This window comes from Paenibacillus sp. J22R56 (assembly GCF_056269375.1).
Genome location: NZ_JBWDNV010000011.1, coordinates 42,729 through 69,575, shown reverse-complemented (window position 1 = coordinate 69,575; position 26,847 = coordinate 42,729). Strand labels below are relative to the sequence as shown.

Genomic DNA, 26,847 nt, shown 5'->3' with positions numbered 1-26,847 from the left:
TTAAAAAATGATTATTCCTTTACAGCACCAATAACGACTCCTTTTACGAAAAAGCGCTGAAGAAACGGATATACAATCAAAATCGGCAGAGCACCGATAAAAATCTGCGATGCGCGGAGTGTCCGCTGCGACATGTTCGCAATCGCTGCCGCGTCGAATGACGTCATGTTCGACTGCACGATGAGGGTCTGCATGAAGCTTGCGAGCGGAAGCTTGGCCGCATCCTTCATGTAGATCAAGCCATCAAAGTATGCGTTCCAGTGGCCAACCATCGTGAACAAGCCTACCGTCGCAAGCGAAGGCAGCGAGATCGGCAGATAGATGGAGAAGAAGCTGCGAAGATGCCCCGCACCGTCCATGAACGCCGCTTCCTCCAGTTCCTTCGGAACCGTGCGAAAGAAGTTCAGAAGCAAAATCATGTTGTAGGTCGCCACGAGACCCGGCAGGATAAGCGCCATGATGTTGTCGATCAGGTGCAGCCTCAGGATAAGAATGTAGCTCGGGATCAAGCCGCCGCTGAACAGCATCGTGATGACAAAGTACCAAAGATAGATGTTTCTTGCGCGGAACACCCGAGTGTCCTTGGACAGCGCATAAGCCGCGATCCCATTCACGAACAGTCCGAGCGCCGTTCCGAGAAAGGTACGCTCGATGGCCACCCACAGCGAGGTGAGAAAATTCTTGTTTTCGAAGGTCTTGGCGTACGCCTCGAAGGTAAAGCCCTTCGGCCAAAACGTGACCAAGCCTCCGTTAGCTGCGGCGCTGGAGCTCAACGACACCATGAGTAAATGGAACATTGGAAGCAAGCAGAGAATCCCGATGACGAGCAGTAGTACGTTATTAAATCCGCTGAACACGCGGTAGGATAATGTTTTGTGATACATGAGGCTTCCCCTCCCCTTTCCTAGAAAATCCGGTAACCAGCGAATTTATAGGCAATCCGGTACGAGATTACGATCAGAATCAGACTAATAATTGACTTGAACAGGCCGACCGCCGTCGCGAAGCTGAACTGTCCGCTTAACAGGCCTTCACGATAGACAAACGTGTCAATGATGTCGCCTTGCTGGTAGATCATCGGGCTGTACAGGTTAAACACTTGGTCGAAGTTGGCGTTCAGTACATTACCCATCGCCAGTGTTGCGACCACAATCAGCATCGGCAGGAGCGACGGAAGTGTGATGTGCAGTGTTTGCTTCCAGCGGGTTGCTCCGTCCACCTCCGCTGCCTCGTATAGGGACGGATTGATTCCCGCGAGTGCTGCTAGAAAAACGATGGTGTTGAAGCCAAATTCCTTCCAGACGTCACTTACGACAATCGTCATTCGGAACCACGTACCGTCCCCAAGAAAGAAGATGGGCTGAATGCCAAATGCATACGTCAGGAACTGGTTGACGATACCGGTCTGGCCGAGTACGTCAATCAATATGCCGGATAGTGTAACCCAGGACAGGAAGTGAGGCAGGTATACCAGCGTCTGAATGGAACGCTTGAGCCCCATGTTTCGGACCTCGTTGAGCAGAAGCGCAAAGGCGAATGGGATGATGAGGTTCAAGACGATTTTTGAACTGGCGAAAAGCAAGGTGTTCCCGATGATCTTAATGAAGTAGTCATTTGCGAACATGTAATTAAAATGCTTGAATCCAACCCATGGTGAATGAACGAAGCCAAGCCGAGCCTTATAATCCTGGAAAGCCATCACGATACCCGACATCGGGATGTAGGAGAAGACAAACGACAGAAGGACGGCCGGCAGCACCATGAAGTGGAGAATCCATGGCTGCTTGTAACGGCTTCTGCCGCTTCGCAGTTTTGTTGATATTTCAAGTTTTTGAGTCGTATTTTCCATAGCGCACTCTCCTATCTATTTTCTATTTTCTAAAAATCGTTAACTGGTATAATGGAGCAAATCCTTGCTTAGCTATCGTAGCAATCAAGCGCATCGTCCCACTATAGGACATTGTTAGGATCGATAGGGTTTTGTTAGGCATATCTCCGGGGGGAACGGTACATATGAAAAAAAGTAGACAGCCATTGCAGATTAGCCTATTCAATAAGTACTTAGGGCTCATTATCCTGCTGTTTATACCGATCGGAATTTTGTTCGCTTATTCCAACAATGTCGCCACCGGCGTCATTGGCAAAGAGATTCGCAACTCGAATATTAAGCAGCTCAGCTTCCTATCCAGTCAGATTGAATCCAGGATCAACCAGACGATGGACTTCGTATTCACCTTCTCGAAGGACCCCAATGTGCAGAAGTACAACGGGCTTAACATTTGGGACGATAACTATGATTGGATGCAGACCAGGTATATGGTGCTGGAGAAAATGGCACTTCAGTCCGGCGTCGTCAACATCTGGCCGGTAGAATTCACGGTATATTCGCAGCTTCATAAGGAAGCGCTCTCAAATTCCAGTACGAGCACCTTATACGACGAGGATTATCTGGAGCGCAATATCTCTAAGAGCTGGACCTATAGCGAGGGAGTGCAAGGAAAGGAAGGAAAGGCGTTCCGCTGGTTCTATGCGGACTCGCTTGGCCAGCAGAAGCTGACAGGCAGCAACTTAGTTGTAGGAGCCAGCTTTGGCGCCTCGAACATACAGAATATGCTGGATACGTACAAGGAAGGCGGACAAGGCGATCCCCTCTTCTATTCCCCCGGCCAAAGGCCGATTCTGAACAGAGGTGCCTCGCCGGAGCTTGCGGAAGAGCTGACTCGTTACTTGGATGGTCAAACGTTAGAGGATTCGATGCAGAAGACTATCGAGCTGAATGGGCAAAGCTATCTCGTCAGCCTGGTGAAGTCACCTCAACTGGATTGGTATCTTGTCGATCCGGTACCTCTGGACCAAATTCTCGGCCCAATCTCGTTCAGCCGCAATCTTGTTTATGTGTCTATGGCTCTCTTGCTCGTTATTGGAGCCTTCTTCTCCATCGTGCTCTACCGTGACGTTCAGCGTCCGATTCTGAAGCTGATTCGTGGGCTTAAAAAGGTTCAGCTCGGCGACTTCTCGGCTCGCATCAATGCGAAGGCGAACAGTGAATTCACTTTCCTGTTCTATCGTTTCAATGATATGTCTGCGCAGATCGAAACACTGATAGACAATGTCCTTAAGGAGCGGTTAAGGGCGCAGGAAGCGACGATGAAGCAGCTGCAGGCGCAGATTAACCCTCATTTTCTATATAACTGTCTCGGGTACATGATCAATATGGCGCAGATGAAGGATGAGGAAGCCGTCGTAAAGATGGGATACAGCCTTAGCGCCTATTATCGCTACATTACGCGGATGGAAAAGCCGGTGGCCAGTCTTAAGGACGAAATCCAGCTTATTGTGAACTACCTGGATATTCAAAAATTGCGAAACGGCCGGATCCACTATTCCATCGACATACCGGAAGAGATGCAAGCCCAGCAGGTACCACGGCTTATCCTGCAGCCCCTTGTGGAGAATGCCGTCATCCATGGGGTGGGGAAATCCTATTCCTCCGGGGAGATCCGCATTACCGGAGAGATGGCCGAGGGCTTCTGTCGAATTTATGTTGACGACGATGGACCAAGCTTAAATGGAGAGAAGCTGGAACAATTGAATCTGAAAATGCGAGGCCCTATGCAGGAGGACATGGGATATGGTCTCTGGAACACCAATCAACGAATTATTCATGGCTTTGGCCCTCGCTCCTCCCTTACCTTCTTCTCTTCGGCGCTTGGAGGCTTCCGAACCGAGATCGTCTGGGAGATTCCAAAGTGAACTTATTCCCATTGCACACATACAAGGAGGACCTTCCATGCAATTATTAATCGTAGACGACGAAGCCCACTGGGTCGATAATCTGTCCATGCATAAGCCTTGGCACACACTCGGAATCGAGCATGTTCACCGGGCCTATTCCGCCCGCGAGGCGCTTCAGTTGATCAGCACGAACCCAATAGATATTGTCATTTCGGACGTGCTTATGCCTGAGATGACCGGTATTGAACTCATCGAACGAATTCGGGAGCAGGACAAACGAATCAAGTGTATCATCCTATCCGGTCATGCTGACTTCGAATATGCCAAGGAAGCGCTTCGGCATCACGCTGTTGACTATCTGCTGAAGCCGCCGACCAACGAGGAGCTGCTTGGAGCAGCGCAAGTCGCCATCGATCAACTCAAGGCGGAATGGGAAAGTGTCAGCTCCAACGAACGAATGCAGTTCGCCCTGCGAGAGAATCTCCCGCTCCTGCGAGGGCAGCTGCTGCTCAGCACCTTCCGGGGAGAACTGATGTCTGAGGAAGAATGGACTCGGAAGCTGGACATGTACGACTTGCCGTTCAGGAACGGGGATTGCGCGCTGGCACTCGTGCGTCTTGAGGACGAATTCGGCCAATACCGGGGTAACGGGCATCACCTTATGGAATACGCAATTATCAATATCGCAGAAGAAATTTTCCAGGAGTTCATGGGAGTGTGGAGCGTCAAGGAGGAACACGGCTATCTCTCCTTCCTGCTGCAATTAAAGCAGGGATTGGCGGTGGAACGGCCTGACATTCTCCTCGAGAAGCTCGCGATGCAGATACAGGCCAAGGTGAAGCAGTTCCTAAAAGGGGCTGTCTCCATCGTTGTGACAGAGCCATTCCGTTTCCCTGAGGAGCTTCCGGAGCAGTACCGGCAGGCTACCTCTTATTTCCGGCAAATCGTCGGGGATGAACAGGAGTTTGTCATGAAGGTGGATGGTATGCAGCGAGGAGCCGCTTACGGCGCACTCGACGTCATTCACGGACATCCCGGCCTCCTTAACCTGGCGGAGGCTGGCCGCTGGGAGGCGGCAGAGGAAAAGCTCGCTGCAGCATTCGCTGAGCTGGAGGACAAAGGCTCCGAATCATGGGAGCACTGCCTCGAGGTGGGGTTTACGATTAGCTCCACTTTTATGCACCTTGCTCATCGCAACGGTCATACCTTAGCAGATTTGATTGGAGTGGAGATGGAGCTGCTGCAGAGCGGGGAAGCTTTCACCTCGATCGGCAAGCTGCGGAAGTGGTCGCTTAACGCCTTAGCGAAGCTTCGCGAGGGAACGGTACATGATGCAAAGGATGCCCGCTCCCTGTACATACAGAAGATCAAGGATTATGTGGACAAGCACCTCCATCTTGATGTCTCGCTGCGTACACTTGCGGATTACGTCAACCTGCACCCTACTCACCTGTCGAAGATCTATAAGCTGGAGACTGGAGAAGGAATCAGCGACTACATCTTCTCCGTTCGTATGGAACGTGCCTGCCACCTGCTGAAGACGACCGATAAGAAGATTTACGAAATCAGCGCCGATGTCGGCTATCTGGATCCCGCTTACTTCATCAAGGTGTTCAAGCGGCAATTTGATGTCACCCCGCAGGAATATCGGGATGGACGATGATTTTGCACGAGCAGCCTAAGAGAGTCCTACGAAAACTAATATCGTCATATAGATGCCGTCCCCGAACTCTTGATAGAGTTACACATGAAGACACCAAACTATGTTGGGGGATAGATGAATGAGCACATTTAAAAAGAACTGGCTCGTACCTGCAGCTATGTCACTTGTCGTCCTGGCTGGCTGCTCGAATAATAACGGAGGCAACAACACAAGCCCTTCCGCGAACTCCGAAGCAAGCCCTTCCTCTTCGGCGCCCGTGGAGCAATCCGCTGCCGACAAGGCCTTTACGGCAGGCAAATATGACCCGCCGGTCGAGATCAGCACGATTCTCATGCCGAAGACTTATAGCAAGGGAGAAACAAAGGAGAACAACGTCCATACCCGCTTCATGGAGGAGAAGCTTGGCATTAAGCTGAGCAATGACACGTGGTTCCCTGCCGGAAGCGACCAATACAAGCAGCAGCTCCAGCTCGCCCTTACTTCCGGCGAGAAGCTGCCAGACTTCATTATGGTTCCAACCGATGCGGTCCTGACCGATCAACTCATTGATTCAGGCGAATTCTTGCCGATCGACGAGCTGTTCGACAAGTACGCCAACCAAACCTGGAAGGACCACGCTGCCAAGCATCCAGAGCTATGGTACCCGTTCACGAAGGACGGAAAAAAGTGGAACCTGCCTATCATGGAATACACCGATAATGATGACACCTTGCTCTGGCTGCGCGAGGATTGGATGGAGAAGCTTAACCTGCAAGCTCCAAAAACAATCGCGGATCTAGAGAACATTATGGATAAGTTCAAGAATGAGAATCCGGATGGCTTGGCCGCGAAGGATGTCTATCCACTCGCCGTCTCGCTCAAGAGCAACACCAACACTTGGATGGGCGGCCTTGATTGGCTGTTTGGTGCCTTCGGTACGATCGAGGAGCAATGGAACAAGGATGAGAGCGGCAACCTGGAATACGGTTCCGTGAATCCAGGCGCAAAGCAGGCATTGGCGAAGCTGCAGGAATGGATGCAGAAAGGCTACATTCATCCAGACGCTGCCCTATGGGATGAAGGCAAGTCTGCCGAAATATGGACCAAGGGCAACGCAGGTGTCCTGCCTGGCGCCAACTGGGTTCCAGACTGGCCCGCTCCTGACCTGCTTAAGAACGTTAATGGCGCAAAATATAAAGCCTATCCGGTTCCAGCAGGTCCAGACGGCAAGATCGGCACGAAGTGGCAAAACTCTGGCGTCAACAGCAGCTTCATGATTAACAAAAATGCCGAGCATCCAGAAGCTATCATTCTCTACTACAACTACCTGCTCGATAACCTTGCTAACCCGGCTGTTGGAAGCGAGTATGAGTACGGCTTCGCTAAAGGCTACGACTGGGATGTCGTCGATGGGGAACCAACGAGCGACGAGTCGAAAATCAAGGAATTCAACAACGACTTCCAGTTCATCACTGGCCCTGCCCGTATCCCGGACTTGTACATGAAGTCGCTTGTTAAGCTGGCCGAAGGCAACCAGCCGGAAACACCGTACGAGAAACAACTGTTTGAATTCCGTAAGCCGGAGAACTGGTACGCTGCGAAGGTCGTCATGTCGCAGATCGACATCCGCAAACAGAACTACTTCACAGGTGCAGCAACACCAACGATGATCTCCAAGTGGAACCTCCTCCGTCAGTCCGAGCTGGAGACATTCAACAAGATCATTTACAACAAGCTTCCGATCGACGCGTTTGATACCTTCATCTCCAGTTGGAAAGCCAACGGTGGCGATCAGATCACGCAGGAAGTTAACGACTGGTTCAAGTCGGTATCACAAACGCAATCCTGATAGGCATACGAACGAGGCTGTCCCAAAAGTCAATTTCAGACGACTTTTGGAACAGCCTCGTTCCCTTCTCAGCGTACCCGGGATTTAGTCCAATAAAATCATGGTGAAACGATGGATTCCCAAGCCACGTTGGATTCACTCCAATACAAAGGTCCAGAATGAACCACTATCGTACAAATTAGACTGATTATACTGCACAGACTCCAATGTAGAGTAAGTTGTCTGTTAAAAGCACTCCGTTATGCTGCAACAAATCCAGTGCAGCTTGCTACAATGAGAAGTCAGTTTTTACGCTAAATGGCTGTCCCGAAAGTCTTATAATGGACTTTTAGGACAGCCATTTTATTTGTCAGGTTCCTCTATCTACGAGGACGCGTCCTCATGAGGACGCTGCAATCCTGCTACGGATGCCCGGAAATCCGGTCTTCCATCTTCGGTCCATTGGAGCTCCGTTACAAAGGTATGACGGTTAGGATCATACAGCGGATCACCAACAATCTCTTTGTATGTTCTTGCGTGGAAGACGAACAAAGCGGTTTCTCCATCTTCTGCTAAGGTAAAGTTGTTATGACCTGGACCATACATTCCCAAAGCCTCATCCGTTGTCAGAACCGGCACCGGTGATTTGTCCCATGACGCTGCATCAAGCAGATCCGCATCAGCTGATGCTTCCAGAAGCCCCATACAGTAGTTGAAGTCGGTCGCGCTCGCCGAGTAGGCAATAAAGACGCGATCTCCTCTGCGGATAAACGCTGCACCTTCATTAACCTTGAAACCGATTCTTTCCCAGTCCAGATCTGGCATGGCGATCATCGTTTGTTTGCCGGTCAAAGTCCATGGGTTGCTCATTTTGGAGATATAAAGATTGGAGTTTCCTTCGATATTAGGATCCTTCTGCGCCCAGACATAATAACGATCGCCATTATGTTCAAAGGTTGTCGCATCCAGTGCGAAGCTCTCCCAGGCTGTAAGGACCTGCCCTTTCTCTTCCCACTCGCCTTCCAGCGGGTCAGCATCTCCGCATTCCAATGCGTACATCCGGTGATCAAACAAGCCTTCATTTGTTTCTGATGTATGTGCCGCCGCGAAGTAAACGTACCATTTTCCATCGATAAAATGCAGCTCCGGCGCCCAGATGTTCGCGCTGAGCATTCCCGTTTCATGCTTTCGCCATACAACTGCAGGCACTGCCTCCGAAAGCCCTTGTATCGTACTCGCCTTGCGAATCTCAATACGGTCATACTCTGGAACAGAAGCAACAAAGTAATAGCAGCCATCCGTATGTCTATAGATGAAAGGATCCGCTCTTTGCTCAATAAGTGGTTTAACTCCGTTAATTTCTGATTGGTGGACTCCCATCCTGTCACCTGCTTCTTTAGTATTGGTCTTCTAGCCTTTAACGCCACCCACGGTTAGGCCGGAGACGAAATAGCGTTGGAAAAAGATAAAGACGATCATAATGGGTACAATTGCGAGCACGGAACCGGCAATGAGAATATCGTAGTTGTTACCGTACGGGGTCACGAGACTCGATAGACCAATTGGCAGTGTTAATTTTTCACCCGAGTTTAGGACGATTAACGGCCATACGAAGCTGTTCCAGCTCGCAAGCGCCTGTACGATAATCATCGCCCCAAAGGCCGGTGTCATGAGCGGCACGAAGATTCGGAAGAAAATCCCGTACTCCGAGCAGCCATCGATTCTCCCTGCATCGAGGAAATCTTTGGGCAAACCTGCTGCATACTGCCTGAAGAAGAAGATCGGCAGCGGCGATACCACAAACGGTAAGATGACACCGCTGAACGTATTAATCAGGTTCATAGCAATCATCTGCTTGTACAGCGGCAGCATGATGATCTCTACCGGTACCATCATGACCAGAAGGACAAACAAGAAGATAATATTACGGCCTTTGAAGCGGTACATCGCTAATCCATAACCAACCATCGAGGAGAGCAGCATACAGAAGATGGTATAGACAACGGTGATGACTAAGCTGTTCTTATACCAGATCAGGTATTTCTCTGCTCCACTTGAGAAGATGAACGAATAGTTATGGAAGGATAATAAGTCCGGCTGCAGACTAATGTTTAGCCCGAAGCGTAACAGTTCCTTTGACGGCTTAAATGATGCTAACAGCAAGCTGTAGAAAGGAAAGACCGACAAGGCTGCAAATAGAACGAATAAGGCGAGTAAAAGCCACGTTTGAGGACGATTCCATTTGGCGCTCATGTTTAATCCTCCTTCTTAAACAAACCGAATAAACGAAGTTGTACAACATTGAGAATCATCGTGAGCATCAGCAGGATCATACCGATTGCAGAGCCAAGCCCAAGCTCATTTTTCTCAATCCCATTACGGTATAACAGTCCGATCATCGTCAGACCAATATCATTTGGCGAATGGTTGCCGCTCCATAGAATGAAGCTTTCCGTGAACATCGAGTAGCCGCCATAAATGCTGATTGTAATAACATAGATCGCAATCGGTTTGAGCAGCGGAAGCGTAATACGCCAGAATTTGTTCCAGGTATTCGCACCGTCAATACTCGCCGACTCATAAAGCTCACTTGGAATAGCTTGCAGCGCCGACATAAAGTAAATGATGTTAATGCCTGCATAACGCCATGTCGCCAAGATGACCAGTACAAGCATGCCTGTCGTACTGCTGCCAAGCCAATTGATCGTCTCAAGACCAAACGCATGACGGAATGTGTTCATGACAGAATTATCAAGCGAGCCAAACACGAGCCGGAAGACAATCCCCGCCACAACAACCGAGGTCAAAGCCGGCAAGAACAGGGTCGAACGGAAGAACGCGCTCCATCTCATAAGCTTGGAGTTAAGGAACACCGCAAGCACTAACGGCAACGGAATAAGCACTAGAATAGTCCAGAACGTATATTTCGAGCTGTTCCAAAGCGCGGTATAAAAGGAATCGTCCCATAGATTCCTGTAATTGTCTAAGCCGATGAAATGGGTCTGTCCAGGCAGCACTTCCTGAAAACTCATAATGAAGGTCGAAAAAACGGGATATACGAAAAAGATAGCTAATGAAAGCACGAACGGCAGCACGAAGACATAAGGGGCGATTCGCTGATTGTATAAAAGTTTTTTCATAAGGCGCTTGCTCGCTCCTCTCCAGATAAGGATAACTTTGCTGAAGGGCTGGCTAACCAACCCTCCAGCAAAACGGTGAAGCTTCATTTTTTTACCCTTTAACTTGGCTTAACGAACTCATTACTTGATACTTGCAGCTGAATCATCCAATACTTGCTTCGGATCTTTCAGATCATTAAGCGCTTGGAACATGGTTTTTGTTTTGAGCACATCGGATACCGCTGGAGTTTTCTCTTTAATGTTTGTAGGAGCGATTTCGTCTTTCAGGCTGCTCAGGAATGTAAAGATATCTTTGCCGAAGTAATCCGTGTATTTGTTCGACTCGTTCATTGCTGGATCCGTCCAAGCATCCGTACGGATTGGATCAAAGCCAAGCTGTTTCCAAATCTCAATGTTGCCTTCTTTGGATACTTTAGCGAATTCAAGGAACTTCTTCACAAGCTCTTGGTTCTTGGACTGGTTCGTAATAACGGTACCTGTACCACCCATACCCGAAGAACGCATTTCACCTTGTTTGAAGACAGGCAATGGCTTAATGATGATTTTGCCTTTCAGATCAGCCATGTAATCCGTGAAGCGGCCCATGTACCACATAGGCATCCAGACCGAAGCTGCGCCGCCGCCGTTCATAAATCCGTAGTATTCTTCAGAGTGATGGAAGCCGCCTGGAGCAACAACTGCCACTTTTTCGTTTACGAGTTTTTGCAGGTACGTCAATACGTCAACATTCACTTGATCGTTCAACGTAACATTGCCGTCTTTATCCAAGAAGTCCGAACCATGCTCAACAACGAGCGGCCAGTACGACCATTGGTCAGTTGTCTCAACTGTTGTCATTGGTTTGCCTGTTTTCTCAAGTACTTGCTTGCCGGCTGCTTCAAAGTCATCCCAAGTGATGATTTTATCTGCATCTACGCCAGCCTGATCAAGAATTTCTTTATTGTAGTAAATAACTTGTGCGCCTACATGGTAGTCGATGCCATAGTATTGGCCATCTTTCGCATAGTTGTCGAGGCGGGACATAACCAGATTGTCTTTATTCGGCTCTACGATATCGTTGAGCGGTACGAGCTGCGGCTCGCCTTTCAGGAAGTTACCGATCTTACTGATCTCAATGTCTGCCATGTCAGGAGCGCCTTTACCGGATTGCAGCGCAACCTGCAGCTTGTTGTGGTTGTCATCGTAAGGGAATGTTGTAGCTACCAATTTGATTTGTTCATCTGGGTTAGCTTCATTCCATTTGTCCGCCATACTTTCGAAGAATTTCTGATGCAGTTCATTAAAGGTCCAGAAGACCACCTTTGTTGCTTTCCCCGAAGAATTATCGGAGCTGCAAGCGGATAAGACCAACATGAGTGCCAATGCCAAGGTTGCTGTTAACGTAATCCCTTTTTTCATTTGACGATTCCCCCTCACATATTGGTTAAGCTTTTTTCTTGCTTGAGTCATTGTAAGCGCTTCACAATTAGATTATAATAGGCGTAAAGTATTATTTATATACCCAATTGGTTATAAAAGCATATTTATTTATTGAGAGTAGGTGTTATAGTGAAAAAGACAGCTTTGTACAAACAGATCCAACTTGAGATTAAAGAAAGGATTGCTTCGGGGCAGCTTCGGCCGCTCGATCGTATCCCTTCTGAGCAGGAATTAATGGATGAATTCAAGGTAAGTAAGATTACCGTCAAGAATGCACTGACCGAGCTGGCTGACGAGGGACTGGTTACTCGTATTCAAGGCAAAGGAACATTTGTCGCAGCGGATCTCAAGCCTGTTGAGGTCAAGCCACCTGCTCCCGAGCCGCCAAAAGTACCCATCATCGGCTTCATTATCCCTACTATGAAGACGACCGTCATTCAGAAGCTCGTCGATTATATCGAATTCTACTTAAAAGAAGCTGGCTACCAGATGATTCTTAGCATCACCCGTGAGCATGCCGCCGAAGAATCACGTGCGATCAGCACGTTGGTAGAGGCGGGTGTTCAGGGGCTTATTGTATTTCCTACGGAAGATGAGAAGTATAACGAGTCCCTGCTCCGTTTATCGCTCGACAAGTTCCCTTTTGTATTCATAGACCGTTTCTTACGTAATATTGAGACTTATACGATTACATCGGATAATGACGGCGGGACTTACCGGACGGTGACCCATCTACTTTCCAAGGGACATCGCCAGATTGCACTCATATCTCCTGAGAATTCCAATACTGCTATTGAAGACCGGACTATAGGCTTTGAGAAAGCCTATATCGATCAAGGCGAATCCATTGATAAAAGCCTCTGGTGCCATGTTCCGCTTGAAGTACTGCGGAGCGAACGGGCGCTGGACTATATAACCGATTTCCTGCAGACGCACCCGACAGTTACAGCTGCCTTCACCCTAACGGAAGAAATCGCCGGCTTAACTTGGCAGGCTCTTCAATTAGTTGAACGACGTACGGAAGTCGAGCTCTTCTCCTTCGATAATCCCGACATCCCGCATATCCCTTACGTCCAGCAGGACGAGCAGGCACTCGCCCGTTCGGCTGTTATGCTGATGTCTGATCAGATCAAGCATACATACGATCCGCAGCATATCGTTGTACCTGTGGAGCTGGTATTTCCTTAGGGTGGCGGAGCAGGCGTCCGGGAAAAGGATACCTTAACGATGTCCGACATCGTTAAGGATGCTGACTCCTCCCATTTCGGGCCGATTATTGGCGTTTTCGAGTAGCTTAACGATGTCCGACATCGTTAAGCTACTTAAACAGCCGTAATCTTTAATTAAACGCAAAAGGCCCTCCCTATCTATCGGGAGAGCCTTTTTTACAAATGCAACACTATTAAATATTAGCAAACACCTTATCGAAGCCGGCTTTCGAGCGCTGGAGCGCCTCTTCCACAGATGGCGTAACGCTGTCGCCCGGAGTCAGAATTTCCTGTGTAACTGCACCTGTATAGCCGATACGTTTCAAGCTGGATAAGAAACCTTCCAGATCGATGACGCCTTCGCCCGGATACAAGCGATCGTTATCCAGCACCTCTTCTACTGGAATATCTTTCGCGTCGTTAATATGAACATGGACAATCTGCTCTGGAGTGAGTTGATCGAGATCCTCTGTTGTAAGCCCATTCGTATACCAGTGGTAAGCATCCAACAGAAGGCCAACGTTTGGAGTGCCGATTGCATCAGCAAAAGCCAGTGTATCCTCCATAGAATAAATAAACGGATATTTCCATGCCGTACGCAAATGATGCGGACCAACAAATTCGAGTCCAAGCTTAATGTCGTAAGTATTTAACACGTTTGCACATTCTCTTAAGCGCAGAACGGCTTTAATCGTGAACGTTCCAGGTGATAGATCGGTAGCTGGCAAAATGTAAGTACAGCAAGCTGTGCAGCCCAGCACAGAGGCCGCTTTGGCAAGCTCCTCAAGCTGCGGCAGACCATCCCGGAATGCCTCATCCGAGCCGCGCCATTCTACTGGAAGTCCAAAGGAACCAATAGATATGTTGTTTGCAGCAAGCAATTCCTTTGCCCCATCTACTCCGTACGTTTGAATCAAGCTTACTGGATCCAAATCGACCGATTGAAATCCATACTGTGCTGCTAATTCTATAAAAGCTTTGTCATCGCCGATTGCTCCAAGTCCTGCACGAGTTAACCCTTTCAGCAAATAAATCAGCTCCATCCTATAAGTTCCAGTTACTAGATTCATTATACAAGAGACATCCGCCTGTCTCTATTATAAAAAGGCGCCATAACTCGGCGCCTTTTTATAATGCTTTATGACAGCAGTCTGTCGAGCAGACGTGCTAGACCAACCGCTGCTTCCGCACGGGTAACCTCTTGGCCTGGCGCGAAGTTATCATTGCCCACACCATTCATTAGACCGGAGGCAAAAGCCTTGTTAATCGCTTCAAGTGCCCAGCTGGATATATTAGCAATGTCGTGATATTGATGTTCACCAGCATTAACTACCCCATGCTTCAACTCATAAGCACGGATGATAAGAGCAGCCATCTCTTCCCTGCTGATATTATCATTTGGTGCAAACGTATCTGCATCGCGGCCATTAATTAAACCAGCTTGTGCAGCTGCAGCAATCGAAGCTGCATAATAAGCCTCTGCCCTCACATCCGTGAACGTCAGCTTCTCAGCCGCAGGCAGCTCCAGCACTTTTGCCAGAATGACTGCAAATTCACCCCGCGTAATAGACCGGTTTGGTGCAAAATGCTCCGCATCAATGCCGTTAATAATCTGTAGAGCTGCAAGCTGCTGCACCGCATCGCTTGCCCAGGAATCTGCCGGGATATCTGCAAAATGCTTCGCTCTTGTGAGTACAGTATAGCTTCCGGATTGCGTGATGAACGTACGGATTACGGCTCCCTTCGCATCGGTACGGCCGCCAGCATAAGTCCACCCGCCATTAGCATTGCTCATATAGATGCCAGCCAGCTTCGGATTAACGCTTCCGCCTACTGGGAGCAACAGAGAAATAGGATACGCCCAATTTTTAAAGGCTTGCTTGCTGCCAGCTGCCGGCCAGACGCCGACCTGGATATCGTATACTGTTCCTGCTGCCTGCCATTCCTCACCTGCTGCTTGAGGAACGGTTACCGTTCCATTCGAAGAAGTTAAGGAAATATACAAGCTTGCTGCCCCGCTTTGTCCGCTTAGAGCAATCAGTTGAGAAGCGGCCTTCAGCGCTTCTGCGTCAACCGTAAGGACTACATCACCAAACGAAATGTGAAGATCACTTTGTCCAAGCAGCTCTCCTGCCTGCAAAGGCAGCTTGAGTGTGGTTAAGCCTGCTGGCGCCTTCAGTTCAACCGGACCTTGGCCAGTTGGCTCAAGCTGCCCAGCCGTTACCTCAAGGATCGTCTTATCTTGAGGCGTACCTGGATTAGATGGCCCAATTGGCCCCATCTCTTCTTGATAAAGTCCAATGGAGTCAAAGTACAAGACACCTTCATTTAACTTACTTTCTCCCTGATTGACATACAAGGAAAACTGCGAGATTGCATCCAGATCGATCTTCCCGTTACCGGCCGTATTCCAAGGTGCATGAACGAACTGGTCAAACGGCATTATTAATACTTTAGGCTCTGTTCCGTTAAGGGTTACGTAATACTCCCAAGCCTCGCCGTCAGATTCTATGAACTGCACAACCAGTTTATTGCCCGTTCCGTCCGGCGTGTACCAGAACCGGATACCGTCCTGACCGGTCCAATCTGCTGATCCCAGCAGCTTGGTAGCTCCAGCAAAGGTTGTTGCCGCATCTGGATACTTGTAGGCATATTTCACTCCGTAGCGGCCGCTTTCCTTATGATCCGCATCAGGCATCATCGTAAGTTCGCCGCCCCAAGTGTTGCGGGTATAGGCCTTCTGCCCGATAAGCTCTGAACCGTCATAGTAATCGAAGTTGTCGATGATCGGAATCGTGGTTAGCCCAACATCGTCCAGACTTACAGAATACGTACCTGCTGAGCCGCTTCCTTTATTCACATAGAATGAATACTCCGCTACACTCGACACATCCAGAACGCCATCCCCCGTAGACCAACGGGTATGGCTAAAGCCTGCAAGAGGAATGGTAACAAGCTGCTCTTCTGTGCCTGCCATCATAATCTGTGCTTCCCAAATATCGCCGTCTGTCTCTTTGAACTGGAACGTCAGTCCTTGATTCGCTCCATTAGGCAGCATCCAGAACTGAACCGCATTACCGCCTTCTGACCAATCCATCGCACCAAGCGCCTTATTCACACCGGCGTAACCAACAGTATCAGTTAACGTGTAATCTAGCTTAAGAGCATAACGGCCGCTCTTCTTCCAAGTAGAATCAAGAGAGGCAGCGATATCACCACCTTTTATATCTCGGTTATATGCAGCACCCGCAAGAGAGGAGGACCCTTGATAATACTCAAATGTATCAATATCCTTCAGCTTAGCTGCCTTAATATCATCCAGATAAATAGCACCAGTACCTGCTTCTCCTGCTCCGCGGTCTACATATACCGCAAACTCTGCAATCGAGTTAATATCTAGCTTCTCGTTGTCTTTACTGCTCCAGCTTGGCATAGTGAACAAGTGGAAAGGTACGCTGACGGTATGCGGAGCTGTCCCGGAGGTCGCCACTTTGGCCTCCCAATACTCGCCGCTTGTTTCCCTCACCTGCACGGTAACTCCTCTGTTCTGACCGTCCGGCTCCAGCCACAGCTGAAGACCAGTATTACCAGTCCAGTCAATTCCGCCAAGTGATTTGATTACACCAGCAAATCCTTTGTTCGTCAAATCATAAGCCAGCTTCATTCCTTGCTCGCCTTCGCTCTTATATCCAGCGTCCAGAGAAATCGTAACTGGGCCGCCGTCCGGGTGTACGGTGTAGCTTCCTGCCAGCTTGGCATTATCGCCTCCGTAGCTTTCGAAGGTATCAATCGTTGGCACGCGATAAAGCTTAATATCATCAATAATTAAGTTCGTATCGCCAGCCGTCCCATCGAAATATAATCCAAACGAAGCGGCATCGCTTAAATCAACGACACCATTGCCTTGACCAACATGGCTGTTCTTCCACCAGTCCGGTATATAAAAGTTGCGGAATGGGAGCTGCACAAGTACCGGCTCGTTACCGCTGATGCGGGTATCCGATTTCCACACTTCGCTCTGCGTAGTCATCCCTTCGGTCAACTGCAGGGTCAGCCCAACATCCCTGCCGCCTGGGTTCACCCACAGCTGAATACCGCTGTTACCCGACCAATCAGCTCCTGCCAGATCCTTCTCCATACCGCCCCAGCCTTTGCTGAGATCAGTCGACAGCTTCATCGCGTATGAGCCGCTAACTTTGCCTGCTGCATCAAGCGTCAATGTAACTGGCGAACCACCATCTTGGTTCACTTTGTACGCTGCTCGCAGCGCATTGTTTGATCCTGTGTAGCCTTCAAAATCATCGATAACCGCTGATTTAGTTATCTCCGCCGGAGGATCCAGCTTCGCACTGCCAACACCAATCTGCAGGTTGCTCACCTGCGGATTCCAGGTCTGACTCGCAAAATCCTTCGGCAGAACCGGGAACTCAAACTTCACATAACGGGTACCAGCCGGAAGCTGATAAGCGATATATTGGGTTTTCGCCCAATAGCCTTTGCCCATGGTACTCGACTTCACGACATTCGTAAACTCGGTATAATCCGTTCCATTCGCCGAGGTGTAGAACTTGAAATCCGGCAAGACAAACTCGGCTGGATTCTGACGAGCATACTCTAAGAACTTGAAATAGTTCATATCGCCGTCCACCTTATAGGTAAACCATTCATGCTCATTAGACGTACGCACCAGACGCTTCGTATCCCCATCGTAGAATTCCGTCGAATCTGATGAAAAACCAAGGTTCGCCGAATGTGAATCCATCTTCAGGAAGTTGTTCAGGTCATCTGTTAAAATCCCATTTTTAATACTGCCCTGTTGAACGGAATCCGGGAATGTCAGAGCAGTTCCGTCATGCTCATACTCAATGGTAACCTTGCCGAGTTGTCCTGCCGTAGAGGTGGCCGGGTAGTCAATCTCTAGCAGCTTCACCCCATCTGCCTGTTCTCCAGCAGTGTACACCCGCTTCTTCCAGTTACCCCCCGATTCCGTCACATCCGCTTCAACTGCTGTAAATTCGGTTCCATCGGTGGAGGCCGACAAGCTGAAGTTCTGATCGCTTTGGCCCGCTGCAACATAACCTTCCACCTTCACCGAAAGCACCTTCACTGGTGTGCCATCCGCACGAAGCGGAATCGCATATTGCACGCTCTGATTATCTGCCGCTAATGCTTTCATCCGGGATACATCCCCGCCAAACGCACTTGGATCATGGCTTTCATATTCCAGATCCGATGTATAGCTGTACATCTTGCTGAAATTGCGTATTTCATCCAAAATCACATGCTTTGCAACAACAGGCCCTACCGCTGCCGAGGGAGCGGATTCCCCTGCACTGTTCTTAGCTGTGACACGATAGTAATAAGACTGTCCTGTTACTGCGGTCGTATCGTCGAATAGCTGTGATTCCGTTGGAACGGCATCATAGACGTCTTCGCCAATCGTTGTCCAGCCGCTATCCGGCTGCTCGGAACGTTCAAGCCGGTAGGATGAAGCTCCAGCAGAGCCAAGCCAGCTGATTGTCGATACGGAATCAACAGGCAGCATAACCGCAGGTGCTGGCTTCTCAATCGCAGGCGGGTCACTAATCCCGCGGATCTCGAACGCTTTGTCCCGCAGCATCTGCAGCATATTCGTCTCATCAAAGCCATCGCCAGACGGGAAGCCCGGATAGCGGTATGCGCCATAAAATACACCGTTAAACGTTGATTCCGTATGCGGATAGAAGCCTCCATCCCTGCTGTGATAACGCAGGCTCCAGATCATGGCGCCGGATGTACCATTTTCGATCGCATTATCCAGGAAGGAGGTAACCTCATTCGTTGGCTTAAACCCAAACTCCCCGACGATAAACGGCTTTTTGCCTGCCGCTTTATTCCTGTCAACATTCACCTGGGAAGCATAAATTGGGTAATGATCCGGGTAGTAGTGATTCGATACGATGTCGATCGCATTATCATTAAGAGAAGCATCGTCGATCCCGTATTTACCATCTATAACGAGATGGTTGCTGTCCAGGCTCTTAATATAAGTAGCGATGTCATGCGTCCATGTTGTCGTCGCCGGTACCAGCTCATTGCCGGTCTCCCAAGCGAGAATCGTCGGGTCATCCTTATAAGCAACATGGGTGAACGTATTCACGCGGTTAAGCGTGTATGCAATGACCGATTTGAAGTCAGCGATCAACTCCGGGTCGGTCCAGAACGCGTCTTTGTTTTTACCGCGGAAGGAGGCATATTCACTTATCCCGCCCTGCCATTGATATTGGTCAACGAACGGCAGAATGAGGTGTATACCGTACTCACCAGCCAGCTGGATCATTTTATCGTAAGCTACAAACGCTTCTTCATTAAAGATCAGCTTGCCGTCCGAGCCAACGCCCATAATGTGGCGAACCGTATCTGCAGCATCATCCGCTTTCTTCACAGACAGAACATACGGCCTTGTTACCGTACCGCCCATTTGGACAAGCGTCTGGAATGCGTCCGCCTGCTCCCACTCGGTTGGTGTCCGCCAATAAATATCCTCTACCATGGACAAGGTTGGAACGTTCGCTGAGATGAACCGGAACTCCTGATCGCCGTCCATCAGTTTATCGCCGCTGCGCGTGATAAATGAAGACGAAGCTTGTGGAGCTGCGTCCTCCTCGGCGTATACCTTCGTCCCTTGGAGACCCGGCATACAGATAGATGCGGCTACAAGCACCGCGAGACTTAATGAGAGCATCTTCTTGCGTATAAACATAAGTCCACTCCTTCATATGAAATGGTGACTTTAAGTTATTTAACCGAACCGCTGACGATTCCCGAGAAGATGAAACGCTGCATGATGAGATATAGAATAGTCGTCGGAATAAGAATGATAAGCAACGCCGCACACACCACGTTCCACTGCGCGCTGTTGACGCCAACAAAGTTCATAAGCCCTGTGGAAACAACACGCAGCTTTTGCGAGGGCATGTACAGATAAGGGATATACATATCGTTGTAGATTGAAATGCTTTTCAGAATAATCGCAGTCGCTGTCGCCGGTGCAAGCAGCGGGAAAATAATCGAGCGATAGATTCGGAATAAAGAAGCACCTTCAATCATCGCATTCTCATCAAGATCGTAAGGAATATGGCGTATGAATTGCAGATATAAGTAGATTTGAACCACGTCCGTACCAAGATAGAGCAGAACCGGACCATACAAGGAATTGAACAAACCGAGCTCTTTAATAATGCCGAAGGTGGCCACCTGTGTCGTAACCGAAGGGATAAGTGTAGCCGCTACATAAGCGCCAAGGATCCAGGACTTCAGCTTAAAATTGAACCGGCCCAGCGCAAACGCCACCATCGTACCCATCAGCACATTGCCAAGGACGGACAGCATGAGAATAATACCTGTGTTCGAAAAAGCCTGAAGCATATCCCCGCGGTGAAACACGGTCGAGAAGTTTTCGAAATAAGCGAACGACTTAGGAAAATCAAAAACATTGGATTTGGCATACTCCTCATTACCCTTGAACGCATTCAAGATGACGACATAAGGAGGGAACAAGATAACAAATACAGCCACAAGCAGCACCGCGTACTTCAGTACATTAGCAATCGTACGGGACATTTTCTATTCCTCCCCCCGTAAGATCAGCTTCCGCTGTACGAAAATAACCAACACCACGATACACAGCAGCACCATCCCCATTGCCGAAGCGAGACCATAGTTGCTGAAGTTGAAAGCTGTCTCTACGCTTTTCGTAACGAAGGTTTGGCTTGCGCCAGCTGGACCACCTTTGGTCATTACAAACGGCAGATCGAATACTTCGAGTGCTCCGCTGACCGTAAGCAGCATGCTTAGTTCTACAATCTTGATAATGCTCGGCCAAGTAATGTAGAGGAAGGACTTGAATGGCCCTGCTCCATCAATCTTCGCCGCTTCATACAGGTCACCCGGAATGGATTGTAAAGCACCTAAATAAATAACCATATTAAAGCCCATGAACTTCCACATCGAGATGAAAGCTAGTGAGTAGTTGACGATTCCAGCATCTCCGAGCCAGCTCTTAATCCAGGATTCCAGCCCGATGGAAGTAAGCAGCGCATTAAGCGAGCCGTTCTGTGCGTCGTAGACATAAGTGAACATATAAGCGATCGCAACACTGTTCAGAATATACGGCAGGAAGAGCAGCACACGGAACGTATTGCGTCCTCTTAACCGTGAATTCAGCAGTACCGCGAAAAACAAAGCAAGAATGTTCTGGACAATCCCGCCCATGAAGTAAACAACGTTATGGGAGAATACACTGAAGATATCCACATTCGTGAAAATTTCCTTGTAGTTGTTAAAGCCTACCCAAGCCTTCTCCGGGCTGTAGCCGTCCCATGAGGTAAAGCTCAGCCAAGCCAGATATATTGCTGGATAGAAGGAAAATACCGCAAGCAGCAGCAGCGGAACCGTCAGGAATGAAAATAAGATGACATAACGCTGTACCTTGTAACTCATTGCAAACATCGGCAGCCCTTCTTTACTTCGTGATAAGGAGGAAGAGAAAACGTTATCGAAGAATACCGATAATCATCTTCTCTTCCAATGACGTACTTATTTAGCTAATGCAGCCTTCGCATCTTTCCACTTCTTGTTGTAGGAAGCAAACACTTCTTTCATGTCTTTGCCCATAATAGCGTCTTGTGCAAATGCGCTTGTGTCGAATTGCATTTTGTTCGCGATTGCCAGGTAGTCATCGTTCTCAGCAGCCATCTCAATTACTTTTGGATTAGTCGCCATAAACTCGTTCAGTTGAGCAAGCTTAGGCTGTTTGTCTTTCAATACTGGAATGAAGCCAGCATAGTCGTCATAACCGGATTCTTCGATTAGGAATTTCAGGAATGCTTTTGCTGTATCCGGATTTTCGCTGTTCTTATCAATGCCGTAGTAGTAGTCGGAAGCCAGGATAACCTTCGCTTCACCACTGTTGTCCAGTGGCAATGGGAAGAAGCCTACATCTTCAGCAGCAGCGCCGTTATCCACGACTTGCGGTACTACCCAGTTGCCGAGCAGGAACATCGCGATTTTACCGGAAGCAACGTCTTTCTTCGAACCTTCCCAGTTCGTCGACATCAGATCCTTCTCCACATAACCGCTGTCTACCATTTTCTTCAGGATCGAGAACGCCTGCCAGTGAGGACCGTCAACGGCGAATGGTTCGTCCTGTGTAGCCATTGTGTTATGCAGGGATGGGTCATTTGCGAAAATAAACGCCTCTTGGTCCCAGCCGTACAGCGGCCATTTGTCTTTAAAGTTTGTCGCGAGTGGTGTAATGCCGGCTGCTTTCAGCTTTTCTGCGTCAGCATAAAACTCATCAAGCGTTTTTGGTACAGCTGTGATGCCGGCTGCAGCAAAAGCTTTTTTGTTATACGTTACGCCCATCGCTGCACTACCCGAGGAAATACCGTATAGTTTACCGTCTTGGCTGCGGTTGTCTTTGAAGTAAATGCGGTCGTTCAATCCCAGATCATCAACCGGCAGGTAGAAGTTTGGAAGATCCGAGTTTTTCACCGTGCCCGGGATCAAGCTGATATCGGCCAGTTCGTTGGACGCCATACGGATTTTTGTCGTTTGGTCATAATCCTTGATCGCTTCAATTTCTACTGTTGCATCCGGATATTTCTCATGGAATTTGTCTGCATAATTCTTAAGCTCTGTATCTACGAGGTCCGTTCGGTTTGTTGTGAATACAACCTTGCCGGCAATCTTCGGAGCAGCTGGCTCTTCCGTAGCTGTGTTCGTTGCTGCTGCGTTGTCTGCTGTGTTTGTTGCGGCAGCATTGTCCGCCTTGTTGTTACTTGCTGGTGTACCTTCGTTGTTACCATTGTTTGAACCGCACCCTGCTGCCATTGACATTGCAAGGCCTAGTACTGCCACTGTGGAAAGTAATTGCTTTTTCTTCAAACTCGACGCCCCCTCGAATATGTGTTGAATGCGCTTACCTACAAGAGCAATTATAGGGAATGCGCTTTCATAATTTAATGTCGTAAGCTTATATTTATGGTCTTTTTTTTGGATCTTAAACTTTTTGTAGACTTTGGCAGCATTGGCTGCCTTTCTGCAAAAAGTACTTCGGAAGCATATGGTTTACTTATTCCGATACTCCTTCGGCGTTACGCCAACCATCTTCTTGAACACCTTATTGAAATAGATAGAGTCCGGATAGCCGACCTGCTCGCCTACTTCATACACCTTGAGGTCCAGACGCTTCTTCAGAAGCTCCTTCGCTTTCATCATCCGAAGCTGCAGCACGTATTGCGTAATCGTCTGCCCCATCTCCTGCTTGAATAACGTACTGAGATAGCTTGGATTAAGGAATACCTTCTCCGACAGCTCTGTCAGCTCCACATCCTTATCATAATCCAGTTGAATAAGCTGCTTTACCGTCTCGATTACCCGATTGCCGCCCTCTTTGCGAACAGACGCCAGCCGGTACAATGACAGCTCAAGCAGATGCAGAATCCGCTCCTTCAGCTCGGTGAAGCTAAAAAAGTCCGCGACCGACTGGTATACTCCAATACCCGGCGGCGTCAGCTTCACAAGCTCATCCAGCAGTCCATCAACCTTCTGCACAGCCGTATACAGCAGATTCGCCATGAATTGAACAATATCCGCGTAAGGTGGTTTTACCCGTTCTATTTCCACGAATAAATCATGAACAGCCGCTCCGATCCCGTCTACATCCAGCCGTTCTAGAGCTTTCGTAAATTCCCCTTCCATCAGTCCAGTAAAAAAGGCAGGGTCAACCGAGGCATTAGCTCCTTCTTTTACCGTCACAATTGCAAATGGCTCACGCTTGTAAATACCAGCATAGGATAATGCCAGTGCTTCGTTATAGGCTGCTGCTGCCGCTGCGCTCCCCTTATAACTGCTGCTAATTCCGATCACAAACTTCCCTTTGGCAGCAAATTGCAGCTCATTAATAAGGCAAAGTGCTGTTTTATGGGCTAATCTTCCGGTATCCTCTTCCTTCTGGCAGGGAACTAGCAAAGCAACAATCTGCGCTTCCATTACTGCACACTCAAGACCAGTAGCTGCCATCGTTCTTCCCCATTCCAGCAGCTGTTCCTTCATCCCTTGACTGGATGCACGGATGGTCAGCACCGCATAAGACTGCTCCAGCACAGCAGACATGGAAAAGCCGCCCGCCTCACCAGCAAACGGGGCTTCGAGATCACCGCCAAGCAGCTTGCGCAGCTGCTGCTCTTTCAACAGCAGATCGCTAATCTGAGCTTTTTTGCTCAGCAGCTGTTCCTTCTCTTTTTCCTGCTTGGCAGCCTTCAGCTCCTCATGAATGTGCGACAAGTTGGCGAGCAATTCTTCCTTATCGACGGGCTTGATCAAATAATCCTTTACGCCATATTGCAAAGCTGTCCGTGCATAATCGAAATCATTGTAGCCGCTTAAAATCAGACATCTTGTATCCGGCAGACGGCGTCTAAGCTCCTCTATAAACTGCAGCCCGTCCATATAGGGCATTTTAATATCAGTAATCACCACATCCGGCGCCAGACGATCCAACTCCTGGGAAGCCTCGAAACCATTCGAGAAGCTGCCCACGACAAGGTAATCCTCATTCAGCTTGGAAATAATCTTCTCCAGTCCACGGCGAATCAAATCTTCATCATCAATAATCATAATGCTAAGCATCGCTAGTCACCTTGCCTTCTAGGTAGTTTTAAATAGACGGTTGTGCCTTCTCCCCACTTGCTCTCAATCTCAAGTCCATACATCTCGCCATAATGCAGCTTGATTCGTTCATTTACATTGCGCAGCCCTACCCCTGTCTTCGAGCCTCCTGAATCCCGAGTACCGTTCATCGATTGACGAAGCAAATCCAGCGTCACGCCGTCCATGCCTGCTCCTTCATCCTTAATAGAAAAGATAATGAGCTGCTCCTTCATCTCAGCAGATAAGCGAATGGATACCTCATTTGGCTTGCCCTCCACGCCGTGGATGATTGCATTTTCTACAATCGGCTGGAAAGTCAGTTTCATCACAGGGAAATTCAGCAGCTCCTGCGGAATTTCGAAGGTCATATTAAATCGGTTGTTGAACCGGTAACGCAATAATTGAAGATAACGCTCGAGATGCTGCATCTCCTCCCTCAGCTCTACCGTCTCGCGTCCGCGATTAATACTGTACCGCAGCAGCTTCCCAAGCGTGAAGGTCATCTCGGCCACTTCCTCATCATCATTGATCTCGGCCGTCATGCGGATCGTTTCGAGCGTATTGTATATAAAATGAGGATTAATCTGGCTTTGCAGCGCCTCCAAATCCGCTTCCTTCTTACGTGACTGGATCACGTAGATTTCCGAGATGAGCTCCTTCATCCGCCTCAGCATTCGGTTGAACTCCATGCCAAGAATGCCAACCTCGTCCTTCTGCTTTACATCAAAGCTGACGTCCATGTTTCCGCCGCGCACACTGCGCATCAAATCCGTCATCTGACGGAGAGACCTCGTCATCATAAACGACAGCACTACCGAGACAAGCAGGGCAAAGCCGATAATCCCAATCGTTGTCGTAAGGGTCACATTCCGCGTCAGTTGAGCATCATGATGCAGATAATTAACGGGGATAAACGCAAATATTTTCCACCCGGTATCCTTCGAGACGGAGTAGCTGCAAATATAGGAGATATGGTCGACCACAATATTAAAGCTGCCTTGATCGCCAATAGCCTTCTCCACAACCTCATTGCCCGTAATATTGCTGGCCGTCAGAATGTGGTCGCTGTCATACGCAACATTATTCTCGCCGTCGATAATAAGCGTCTTGCCGTTTGTTACCGTATTAAGCTCCTGAACAACGTCCTCAATGATATGAATATCTGCATCAACCGCTACAAAGCCAATGGTCTCGAGCGTACCGATGTCCCGGATACTTCGCAGCACGGTGAACAAATATTGGGGAGAACCATTCGCACGTACAACCCGCTGAGTTGGAATGATGACCGGATCACCGTTGCCTTCAGCGGCCAGCTCCTTCCATTTCTCATACTGGGCCATCATATCCTCACGAATGGCATCACTCTTGATCCGATAGAACACGTTTCCAAAATTATCATAGATATAGGCCGAATAGAGATCCTTCCTCATGCTATCAAGTAATCCGATATAGAAGTCCATCTGGCGCTGCTTTTCAAGCGTCATTTCCTGGTGGCTCAAATACTGCTGCATCGAGACCGAGTACAGAGGGATTTTGCTGACGGTCATCATATCTTCCAGATGGTTATCGAGATTGGTCTGCATATTGCTGATTAACTCGGTGACGTAGTTTTTTGTGTTCTTATTAATAGATTGAATATAGTTCTGATAGGAAATAAATCCCGTTGCCGAGATCGGAATGATGATAAGCACCACAAATACGATAATCAGCTTCTTCTGCATCGTCATACTGCTGATCCCAGTAAAATGGAAAAAGCCTCGTCTCTTTTTCATTTGTGCCCTGCCCCTATTCATTTCTAATATGTAAGCGTTTACTGTGATTCTGACATAGAGCTGAACAACCTGGCAACCTTTTCTTCCTGTAATTCGCATAGGCCTAAACAGAATGCAAGAAACCTAAAAATTAGCCAATAGTCAGGAGAGAAATAAGGCGTTAGATTAATAGCACGCGGCATGCGTATTTGTGATGGAGAGGAGGTAAAGCGCTTACATTTTATAGGAGATGGCGTGTGCCGGTACTGTTTTTGAAGTAAGAAATGCTAGACACGGCATATAGCATGCCGTTAAGAATCACAATTCTTAAGTCCACGCTTTCGAAGCAAGAATCATCACAATTGGCCCGACTAGGCCCTTTGGGTGACAATTCTTTGGTTAATGCTTACGAAGTAAGAATTGCTTGAAA

General features: G+C 48.6%; 17 protein-coding genes. 4 read left to right on the top strand and 13 right to left on the bottom strand.

Annotation, left to right across the window (positions count from 1 at the left end; genetic code table 11):
• Positions 1-11: 11 nt before the first annotated feature.
• Together AC0YNT_RS24935 and AC0YNT_RS24930 are read right to left on the bottom strand one after the other, a co-directional pair.
• Positions 12-884 (bottom strand): carbohydrate ABC transporter permease, encoded by an 873-nt coding sequence (locus tag AC0YNT_RS24935; protein WP_475807027.1) that lies wholly within the window; start codon positions 882-884, stop codon positions 12-14.
• Between the two features lie 20 nt (positions 885-904).
• Positions 905-1,849: an ABC transporter permease gene (locus tag AC0YNT_RS24930; RefSeq protein WP_475807026.1), complete on the bottom strand. Its 945-nt coding sequence runs from the start codon at positions 1,847-1,849 to the stop codon at positions 905-907.
• 164 nt (positions 1,850-2,013) lie between these two features.
• On the opposite strand from AC0YNT_RS24930, the gene AC0YNT_RS24925 reads away from it, so the two are divergent.
• From AC0YNT_RS24925 to AC0YNT_RS24915, 3 genes are all read left to right on the top strand, one after another.
• Entirely contained in the window at positions 2,014-3,753 is a 1,740-nt protein-coding gene (locus AC0YNT_RS24925) for a sensor histidine kinase (RefSeq protein ID WP_475807025.1), read from the top strand.
• Positions 3,754-3,790: 37 nt separating this feature from the next.
• The gene (locus tag AC0YNT_RS24920; protein WP_475807024.1) at positions 3,791-5,398 is read left to right on the top strand and encodes a response regulator; all 1,608 of its coding nucleotides are present in this window, start codon (positions 3,791-3,793) and stop codon (positions 5,396-5,398) included.
• A gap of 118 nt (positions 5,399-5,516) precedes the next feature.
• On the top strand, positions 5,517-7,226 hold the full coding sequence (locus AC0YNT_RS24915; RefSeq protein WP_475807023.1) for a type 2 periplasmic-binding domain-containing protein: 1,710 nt from the start codon (positions 5,517-5,519) through the stop codon (positions 7,224-7,226).
• A 363-nt stretch (positions 7,227-7,589) separates the two neighbouring features.
• Here AC0YNT_RS24915 and AC0YNT_RS24910 read toward each other — a convergent pair whose 3' ends face one another.
• The 4 genes from AC0YNT_RS24910 to AC0YNT_RS24895 all read right to left on the bottom strand — a co-directional run bounded on the left by AC0YNT_RS24910 (position 7,590) and on the right by AC0YNT_RS24895 (position 11,743).
• Positions 7,590-8,585, bottom strand: a complete 996-nt coding sequence (locus tag AC0YNT_RS24910; protein ID WP_475807022.1) for a glycoside hydrolase family 43 protein — start codon at positions 8,583-8,585, stop codon at positions 7,590-7,592.
• 30 nt (positions 8,586-8,615) lie between these two features.
• Positions 8,616-9,458 carry a carbohydrate ABC transporter permease gene (locus tag AC0YNT_RS24905; protein WP_167278677.1) on the bottom strand — a complete coding sequence of 281 codons (843 nt, stop codon included), beginning with the start codon at positions 9,456-9,458 and terminating at the stop codon, positions 8,616-8,618.
• 2 nt (positions 9,459-9,460) lie between these two features.
• Entirely contained in the window at positions 9,461-10,345 is an 885-nt protein-coding gene (locus AC0YNT_RS24900) for a carbohydrate ABC transporter permease (protein ID WP_167278676.1), read from the bottom strand.
• A 120-nt stretch (positions 10,346-10,465) separates the two neighbouring features.
• A complete protein-coding gene (locus AC0YNT_RS24895) occupies positions 10,466-11,743 on the bottom strand; it encodes an ABC transporter substrate-binding protein (RefSeq protein WP_167278675.1) in 1,278 nt (425 codons plus the stop codon).
• 150 nt (positions 11,744-11,893) lie between these two features.
• Between AC0YNT_RS24895 and AC0YNT_RS24890 the strand changes: the two genes are divergently transcribed.
• On the top strand, positions 11,894-12,952 hold the full coding sequence (locus AC0YNT_RS24890; protein ID WP_475807021.1) for a GntR family transcriptional regulator: 1,059 nt from the start codon (positions 11,894-11,896) through the stop codon (positions 12,950-12,952).
• Between the two features lie 214 nt (positions 12,953-13,166).
• On the opposite strand, the gene AC0YNT_RS24885 is transcribed toward AC0YNT_RS24890, so the two are convergent.
• The 7 genes from AC0YNT_RS24885 to AC0YNT_RS24855 form a co-directional block, all read right to left on the bottom strand.
• Positions 13,167-14,000: a sugar phosphate isomerase/epimerase family protein gene (locus AC0YNT_RS24885; protein ID WP_475807236.1), complete on the bottom strand. Its 834-nt coding sequence runs from the start codon at positions 13,998-14,000 to the stop codon at positions 13,167-13,169.
• 110 nt (positions 14,001-14,110) lie between these two features.
• On the bottom strand, positions 14,111-19,714 hold the full coding sequence (locus AC0YNT_RS24880; RefSeq protein ID WP_475807020.1) for an S-layer homology domain-containing protein: 5,604 nt from the start codon (positions 19,712-19,714) through the stop codon (positions 14,111-14,113).
• A 35-nt stretch (positions 19,715-19,749) separates the two neighbouring features.
• Positions 19,750-20,574 (bottom strand): carbohydrate ABC transporter permease, encoded by an 825-nt coding sequence (locus tag AC0YNT_RS24875; RefSeq protein WP_475807019.1) that lies wholly within the window; start codon positions 20,572-20,574, stop codon positions 19,750-19,752.
• Between the two features lie 3 nt (positions 20,575-20,577).
• On the bottom strand, positions 20,578-21,462 hold the full coding sequence (locus AC0YNT_RS24870) for a carbohydrate ABC transporter permease (protein WP_475807018.1): 885 nt from the start codon (positions 21,460-21,462) through the stop codon (positions 20,578-20,580).
• An 87-nt stretch (positions 21,463-21,549) separates the two neighbouring features.
• On the bottom strand, positions 21,550-22,899 hold the full coding sequence (locus AC0YNT_RS24865; protein ID WP_475807017.1) for an ABC transporter substrate-binding protein: 1,350 nt from the start codon (positions 22,897-22,899) through the stop codon (positions 21,550-21,552).
• A gap of 183 nt (positions 22,900-23,082) precedes the next feature.
• A complete protein-coding gene (locus AC0YNT_RS24860) occupies positions 23,083-24,645 on the bottom strand; it encodes a response regulator (RefSeq protein WP_475807016.1) in 1,563 nt (520 codons plus the stop codon).
• Positions 24,646-24,647: 2 nt separating this feature from the next.
• A complete protein-coding gene (locus AC0YNT_RS24855) occupies positions 24,648-26,438 on the bottom strand; it encodes a cache domain-containing sensor histidine kinase (protein ID WP_475807015.1) in 1,791 nt (596 codons plus the stop codon).
• Positions 26,439-26,847 lie beyond the last annotated feature (409 nt).

Coding starts and splice junctions, on each gene's coding strand:
- AC0YNT_RS24895 (WP_167278675.1), bottom strand. CDS start 11,743: ATGAAAAAAGGGATTACGTTAACAGCAACCTTGGCATTGGCACTCATG.
- AC0YNT_RS24925 (WP_475807025.1), top strand. CDS start 2,014: ATGAAAAAAAGTAGACAGCCATTGCAGATTAGCCTATTCAATAAGTAC.
- AC0YNT_RS24910 (WP_475807022.1), bottom strand. CDS start 8,585: ATGGGAGTCCACCAATCAGAAATTAACGGAGTTAAACCACTTATTGAG.
- AC0YNT_RS24900 (WP_167278676.1), bottom strand. CDS start 10,345: ATGAAAAAACTTTTATACAATCAGCGAATCGCCCCTTATGTCTTCGTG.
- AC0YNT_RS24870 (WP_475807018.1), bottom strand. CDS start 21,462: ATGTTTGCAATGAGTTACAAGGTACAGCGTTATGTCATCTTATTTTCA.
- AC0YNT_RS24855 (WP_475807015.1), bottom strand. CDS start 26,438: ATGAAAAAGAGACGAGGCTTTTTCCATTTTACTGGGATCAGCAGTATG.
- AC0YNT_RS24920 (WP_475807024.1), top strand. CDS start 3,791: ATGCAATTATTAATCGTAGACGACGAAGCCCACTGGGTCGATAATCTG.
- AC0YNT_RS24935 (WP_475807027.1), bottom strand. CDS start 884: ATGTATCACAAAACATTATCCTACCGCGTGTTCAGCGGATTTAATAAC.
- AC0YNT_RS24880 (WP_475807020.1), bottom strand. CDS start 19,714: ATGTTTATACGCAAGAAGATGCTCTCATTAAGTCTCGCGGTGCTTGTA.
- AC0YNT_RS24915 (WP_475807023.1), top strand. CDS start 5,517: ATGAGCACATTTAAAAAGAACTGGCTCGTACCTGCAGCTATGTCACTT.
- AC0YNT_RS24930 (WP_475807026.1), bottom strand. CDS start 1,849: ATGGAAAATACGACTCAAAAACTTGAAATATCAACAAAACTGCGAAGC.
- AC0YNT_RS24875 (WP_475807019.1), bottom strand. CDS start 20,574: ATGTCCCGTACGATTGCTAATGTACTGAAGTACGCGGTGCTGCTTGTG.
- AC0YNT_RS24860 (WP_475807016.1), bottom strand. CDS start 24,645: ATGCTTAGCATTATGATTATTGATGATGAAGATTTGATTCGCCGTGGA.
- AC0YNT_RS24905 (WP_167278677.1), bottom strand. CDS start 9,458: ATGAGCGCCAAATGGAATCGTCCTCAAACGTGGCTTTTACTCGCCTTA.